Below are 1,674 nucleotides of genomic sequence, written 5' to 3' on the forward strand. Positions count from 1 at the left end.
ACCGGGGCGCGTCGTCGGCGGCGACACGGGCGATCGTGCCGACGACCACTATCACCGCCTCGAATCCGATCTCGACCTCATGGAGCGGCTCGGGCTCGAGGCCTACCGCTTCTCCGTGTCGTGGTCGCGCATTCAGCCCGACGGCAAGGGCGCCGTCAACTCGCGCGGTCTCGCCTTTTATTCCCGGCTGGTCGACGGCCTGCGCAAGCGCGGCATCCGACCCATCGCCACGCTGTATCACTGGGATCTGCCGCAGGCCCTTGAAGATGCTGGCGGATGGACCTCCCGCGACACCGCTCAGCGCTTCGGCGACTACGCGGCAATTATGGGGGAGGCGCTCGGCGACCGGGTCGGCACGTGGACGACTTTGAACGAGCCGTGGTGCTCGGCCTACCTGGGCTACGGATCCGGTGCCCACGCCCCCGGAGTCGCCAGTGGCCGGGCCGCGCTCACTGCGGTGCATCACCTCAATCTCGCCCACGGAATCGGCACGCAGGCGTTGCGGTCCGTTCTGCCAGCCGACGCCGAATGCTCGGTGACGCTCAATTTTCACGTGCTTCGCCCGGGCGATGACCAGGCAGAAGATGCGATGCGCCGCATTGACGCGCTCGCCAATCGCTCATTCACGGGGCCCATGCTCACGGGGGCGTACCCGGCGGACCTCCTGGCAGACACCGCGTCCGTCACCGACTGGTCGTTCGTGCAGCCGGGCGATCTCGACATCGTGAACCAGCCCATCGACTTTCTCGGGGTCAACTACTACTCCACCGCGATGGTCAGAGAGTGGAACGGCCGGGGGCCACGGCAGAGGGCGGATGGGCACAAGGGCACGGCGGGCAGCCCCTGGCCCGGCAGCGACTTTGTGGAGTTCGTTCAGCAGCCCGGCCCGTACACCGACATGGGCTGGAACATCGCGCCGGAGGGGTTTGAAGAGCTGCTCGTGTCGCTCTCTGAGCAGTTCCCCGACCTTCCGCTCATGGTCACCGAGAACGGTGCGGCATTCGTCGACGAGGTGCGGGATGGGGTGGTCGACGACGCTGATCGCATCGACTATCTGCAGCGCCACCTCACGGCGGTTCACCGAGCCCTCTCGCGTGGCGTCGATGTTCGCGGTTACCAAGTGTGGTCGCTGCTCGACAACTTCGAATGGGCCTACGGCTTCTCCAAGCGTTTCGGCATCGTGCACGTCGACTACGACACGCTCGAGCGCACGATCAAGAACTCCGGTCACTGGTATTCGGAGCTTGTGCGCAGCCGACGCATTCCGACGGGCCCGCGAAACGAGCGTTAAATCTGAGCGGATGCTGGCGCACTATTCAGCCAATCGCGGCTAGTTTCAGAATTATGGAGTCCCGCAAGCCCCGAGCCGTCACCAACCGTTGGCCCCTCATCAGCGGAATCGTTGCCCTGATATTGGCCGTATCGCTGGGTGGGCTCATCGCGGCCCGCGACAGCGGCTCACCTCTCGGCGTCGATCTGGGGTGGCTCGACGCCATGCTGAGTTATCGCAGCGACGCTCTTGAGGTGCTCTCGCTGTTCTTGAACTGGCTCGGCGGCGGCATTGTCGGCATTTTTGTTGTGCCTATCGCCACGGTCATCGTGCTCTGCCTGCTGCGCCGGTTTTGGGCCGCGCTGTATTACCTGATCGCTGCGATCGCGAGCGCCGGCGCGGTT

The 1,674-nt window shown here is 65.2% G+C and carries 1 protein-coding gene and 1 pseudogene; both read left to right on the forward strand.

Annotated elements, in window-relative coordinates; all coding sequences use genetic code 11:
- Positions 1–1,291 (forward strand): GH1 family beta-glucosidase (locus tag AC062T_RS09585; protein WP_476029492.1); only part of this gene is annotated, 1,291 nt, incomplete at its 5' end.
- A 53-nt stretch (positions 1,292–1,344) separates the two neighbouring features.
- Positions 1,345–1,674: pseudogene (locus tag AC062T_RS09590) on the forward strand (phosphatase PAP2 family protein); the annotation flags it as partial.

The sequence above is a fragment of the Homoserinimonas sp. genome (assembly GCF_056262345.1).